4 protein-coding genes, 2 tRNA genes and 1 pseudogene are annotated in these 4,693 nt (G+C 70.1%); 1 reads left to right on the forward strand and 6 read right to left on the reverse strand.

Annotated features, from left to right (window positions below; translation table 11 throughout):
• The 6 genes and pseudogenes from ACXJJV_RS05850 to ACXJJV_RS05875 form a co-directional block, all read right to left on the reverse strand.
• A pseudogene (locus tag ACXJJV_RS05850) lies at positions 1–800 on the reverse strand (hypothetical protein); the annotation flags it as partial.
• Positions 784–2,193: an adenylosuccinate lyase gene (purB, locus tag ACXJJV_RS05855; RefSeq protein ID WP_456467252.1), complete on the reverse strand. Its 1,410-nt coding sequence runs from the start codon at positions 2,191–2,193 to the stop codon at positions 784–786. The pseudogene ACXJJV_RS05850 and the gene purB, both read right to left, overlap by 17 nt.
• A 96-nt stretch (positions 2,194–2,289) precedes the next feature.
• Positions 2,290–3,465, reverse strand: coding sequence for a radical SAM protein (locus ACXJJV_RS05860; protein ID WP_456467253.1), 1,176 nt, complete (start codon positions 3,463–3,465; stop codon positions 2,290–2,292).
• Positions 3,466–3,506: 41 nt separating this feature from the next.
• Positions 3,507–3,584 (reverse strand) — tRNA-Ile (locus tag ACXJJV_RS05865).
• Between the two features lie 82 nt (positions 3,585–3,666).
• Positions 3,667–3,743, reverse strand: a tRNA-Ala gene (locus ACXJJV_RS05870).
• 46 nt (positions 3,744–3,789) lie between these two features.
• Complete coding sequence (locus tag ACXJJV_RS05875) at positions 3,790–4,428, reverse strand: rhomboid family intramembrane serine protease (RefSeq protein ID WP_456467254.1); 639 nt, start codon at positions 4,426–4,428, stop codon at positions 3,790–3,792.
• A gap of 21 nt (positions 4,429–4,449) precedes the next feature.
• Between ACXJJV_RS05875 and ACXJJV_RS05880 the strand changes: the two genes are divergently transcribed.
• A partial coding sequence (locus ACXJJV_RS05880; RefSeq protein WP_456467255.1) for a hypothetical protein occupies positions 4,450–4,693 on the forward strand: 244 nt, incomplete at its 3' end.

Genomic DNA, 4,693 nt, shown 5'->3' on the forward strand with positions numbered 1-4,693 from the left:
GGTTTGCGGGCCGTGCACGGGAGGAGCACGAAGGCTTCCGCCCACGACGGGGGCCGGTACCGGGCGACCCGGCGCACCCACTCCGAGACCTCGGGGCGATCGAAGGAGAGGTCGGTGGAGCACCGGATCTCCGCCTCCCGGGCCAGGTTCACGTGCCTTACCAGCACCTTCTCCCGATCGCACACTCGAAGCGCCTCCGCGACCCGGGGGTGTCGGGCCGCCACCGACTCCACCAGCTCCCTCAGCCCGCCCGACCTTAGCAGGCGCTCCAGCCTTCTCAGCGAGGACCGGAACCGCTCCCAGTTCTCCCGCAGGAGCCTCACCGGGTCCTCGTCCCGGCGCTCGGTGGAGAAGTCCTCCAGCAGGAGCTCGCCCCGGAGGGCCAGCCGCACGCACAGAAGCGCGTCGAAGAGGTCGAACCCCAGGTAGTACAGCAGCGGTATCCACTCGGGATCCCGCACGGTCACGGCCCGGACGGCCCCGTCCTCCCGCACCCGGCGCACGAGCCCGGCGAACGCCTCCGGATCGGGCGCGCGCTCCAGGTGGTAGTGCACCACCGGACCGTCGCGCGCCGGCCGCTCCGGGCTCCACTCTCCAGCGGGCTCGGGGTTCAGCCGAACGCATCCATCGTCCGCCAGGCTCAGCAGCTCGGACGCCAGCTCGCCGAGGGTGCGGTCCAGCCGTCGGAGGGACTCGAACCGGGGGACGTGAAGGAAGGGGGCGGGGGTGGTCACCCCGTCGAGTTCCAGCACGCGCGCGCAGTCGCAGCGTCGCACCCGGACCTCAGGCGCTGAGGACATCCCGGAACTCCTCCTCCAACCGCTCCAGGTCCCGTCGGGTCTTCTCCGCCGCCTCCCGCGCTAGCTCGGGCGCCACGCCCAGGTAGCGCTCCGGGTCTAGGATCTCGGCCAGCTCGTCCTCCGGGATCAGCTCCAGGACGCGCTCCTCCTCCCGCACCACCTCCAGGAACTCGCGGTCCTCCTCCCACGCCCGCATGGCGAGCCTCCGGACGAGCTCGTGGGCCTCCTGCCGACCCATGCCGCGCTTGACCAGCTCGACCATCAGCGCCTCCGCCATGTTGAGTCCCTTGGTCAGGTGCAGGTTGCGACGGATGTTCTCCTCGTTCACGCGGAGCCCCTCCAGGTTGGTGATCGTTAGATCCAGCATCTCGTCCAGGAGCAGGAACTGCTCCGGGAACAGGACCCGCTCGCTGGCGGAGTTCGTGAGGTCCCGCTCGTGCTCCAGCGGCACGTTCTCGAGCGCCACCTGCACGTTGGACCGGAGAACCTTGGCCAGGCTGCACACCCGCTCGGAGCGGATGGGGTTGCGCTTGTGCGGCATGGTGGAGGAGCCCACCTGCTTCTTCGGATCGAACGGCTCCTCCAGCTCCCGGATCTCCGTGCGCTGGAGGTGACGGATCTCCCGGGCGATCTTGTCCAGCGTGCTTCCGATCAGCGCCAGGACCGAGATCAGCTCGGCGTACCGATCCCGCTGAATGACCTGGTTGGAGACCGTCACCGGGCGCAGGCCCAGGAGCTCCATCACCCGGCGCTCCACCTCGGGCCCCTTTTCGCCCAGCGCGGCCATCGTGCCCACCGCGCCGGAGAGCTGGCCGACCAGGACTCGCTCGGCGCACTCCCGCAGCCGCTCGAGGTGCCGGACAACCTCCCGCGCCCAGATCGCGAACTTCATCCCCAGCGTCGTCGGTACCGCGTGCTGACCGTGCGTTCGGCCCACGATCGGCAGGTCCGCGTACTCCTCCGCCCGATCCGCCAGCAGCCTCGCCAGCCTCCGGAGCTTCCGATACACGACGCGGATCGCGTCCCGCAGGACCAGCGCGTTCGCGGTGTCGATGACGTCGTTGCTGGTGGCGCCCAGGTGGACGTAGTTACCCGCGACCTCACACCGCTCGGAGAGCGCCCGCACCAGCGCCATCACGTCGTGCCGGATCTCCGCCTCGATCTCCCTCACTCGCTCCACGAATCGCCGCAGCTCCTCCTCATCCCCCGTGATCTCCTCCACCACGCGCTCAACCTCGTCCGCCGCCTCCTCCGGGACGAAGTCGAACGCCTCGGAGAGCGCCCGCACCAGCGCCGCCTCGACCTCGAGCATCCGCGCCACCTTGTTCTCCTCCGAGAAGATCCGGCGCAGCTCCTCCGACCCGTACCGGGACTCGATGGGGTGAACGGGCAACCGGGAACCCCCTCCGGTCGGGACGGCTCTCCGCATCGCTGGACCGGCTGCGGCAACCTACCCTCTCGTCATCGGGGGTCTAAAAGGGGGCGCCCGCTACCTCCGCACCGAGACCTTCTGCGCGTGCACCCTCTTAAACCCCAGCGAGCGCGCGTACTCCTCCAGCTCCACCATGTCCTCGTACCGGGGCAGGGGCAGGTCCCGGCGCCGAAACTCCGGCCGGTAGTCCAGGTAGCAGACCTGCAGCTCCTCCCCCACGTGCGCGTACAGCCAGTCCGTGAGCGCGAAGACCTCCTCCTTGTCCACGAGCGCCGGGTTGTACGGGATCCCCACGCCCACGAACAGCTCCTCGCCCAGGTACTCGTCCGCCAGGTACTCCAGGACCCGCAGCACGTTGTCCAGGTACTCCGCCGCCCGCTCCCTGTCCACGCCCGCGATCCGGGCGAACGTCTCCGGCCGGAACCCCTTGACGTCGATCCCGAGGTCCGTCATCCCCGCCTCGACCAGCCGGTCCACGTACCCCGGGGTCAGAACCGTCCCGTTCGTGTCCACGTGCACCCGCACGCCCGGCTCCAGCTCCCGGCACCTGCGCACGAACTCCACCAGGAAGTCCGGATTCAGCGTCGGCTCACCGCCCGAGATCGCCACCCGGTCGATCCCGTGCTCCCGGGCCGTCCCCACCACCAGCCTCGCGGCCTCCGCCGCGGTCATCCGGGCGCCGGACGCCGCCCCGAACGCGATCACGTGGTTCTGACACTGAGGACACCGCAGATTGCACCCGTGGGCGAAGCAGGCCGCCTCCACCGGACCCGGCCGATCCTTCAACTCCACCGGCGTACCGACCCCACCCACCTCGTGCGGTTGGAACCCGCTCATCACCCGCACGTCCCGGCGCACGCCCTCCGTCCGGACCTCATCCCCCTCCTCCAACCCCGTGTTGCAGGCCGGGCGCAGCTCCCCGTTCACCTTCACCGCGCACGCGTAGCAGCCACCCACCCCGCACGGGCTCTCCACCTCCACTCCCAGCTCCCGCAGCGCCCCCTCCACCCACCTGGCCTCCACCTCCACCGACTCCCCGTCCACCGAGACCTCGATGGGCTCGCGCTCCACCTCCACCAACCTCCGGGCCCCGTACGGGCAGGCGGGCACGCAGGCGCCGCACCCGTAGCATTCCTCACGGTGCCAGAGCGGGTCCCCGGCGGGACAGTCCACGACCTGCGAGCAGTACCCGCACGAGCGGCATCCCTCCAGCTCGACCCGCCGGGCCGGCACGCTCACCACCCTAACGTTACGGTTCTCGTAACGATTGTCGCTGGTGGGCCCGCCGGGATTTGAACCCGGGACCTCGGGGTTATCAGCCCCGCGCTCTAACCTGGCTGAGCTGCGGGCCCGACCCCCACGTGCCGTCCCGCTCGCGCCCACTATTAAGCCTTTCGCCCCACAATCGTTTCAAATCCCATAACGATTCTCGGATGGTGGACCCGCCGGGATTTGAACCCGGGGCCACGGCCGCGCCAGGGCCGCGCTCTGCCAGGCTGAGCTGCGGGCCCGCCCCCAGGCGGCCGTCACCCACCGCTCACGCATAAAGATTTCGCCCTACGGCGATCCCACGACCAGCCGGTACCCGACCAGCAGCAGGACCAGCACCACCGTCACCGCCACCAGACCACGCAGCGCCTCCCGGGGCCGGTACAGCAGGGCCAACCCACCTCCCACGACCATGCCCCCCAGGTGCCCCGCGTGCGCCACGTTCGTGAACTTCCCGGACTCGATCACGAGGACGGCCGCCAGCGCGTACAGGACCGAGAAGAGCACCAGCGGCATGGGAACGAGGAAGAACATGATCACGCTCATCGGCCGCAGCATCGTCAGGCACCCCAGCAGCCCGAAGATCGCCGAGGAGGCGCCCACCACGGGCACGTCCGGCGTCACCGCCACCTGCAGCAGCCCGCCCGCCACGCCCGAGGCGAAGTACAGCAGCAGGTACTCCACCGGGGAGAGCAGCCGCTCAAGCTGCAACCCGAAGGTGAGCAGTCCCAACAGGTTGAACAGCAGGTGCACAGGCCCGGCGTGCAGGAACATGTAAGTGATCAGGCACGAGGGATGGTGCGCCAGGTTCGCGGCGTACAGCCCGTACGTCCACGCGACCTCCGGGCGCAGGACCCCGTCCGGCCCCACCGTCATCAAGTAGACCACCACGTTCGCGGCCAGCAGCAGGAGCGTGAGCGAGATCACTCACCCCTAGGGGTCGTTCCGTTGCGACGGGAGGAGGCGCTGGAGGCGCTCCGGGAGGCGGGCGTGGACGACCGATACGTCGCGGTGCTGGAGGGAGGCGTCGTCGCCCCGCTGAACCCGCGCCGGGCCAGGCTCACGGGACGCCGGCGCGAGCGGCTGGAGCGGGAAGGCCTCACGATCGTCCGCTCCAGGGCGCTCGAGCGCGCCTCGGCCCGGGCCCACCGCACCATCACCCGGTATGAGCTTTTCGAACCCCGGGAGGAGG

This window comes from Methanopyrus sp., assembly GCF_053997775.1.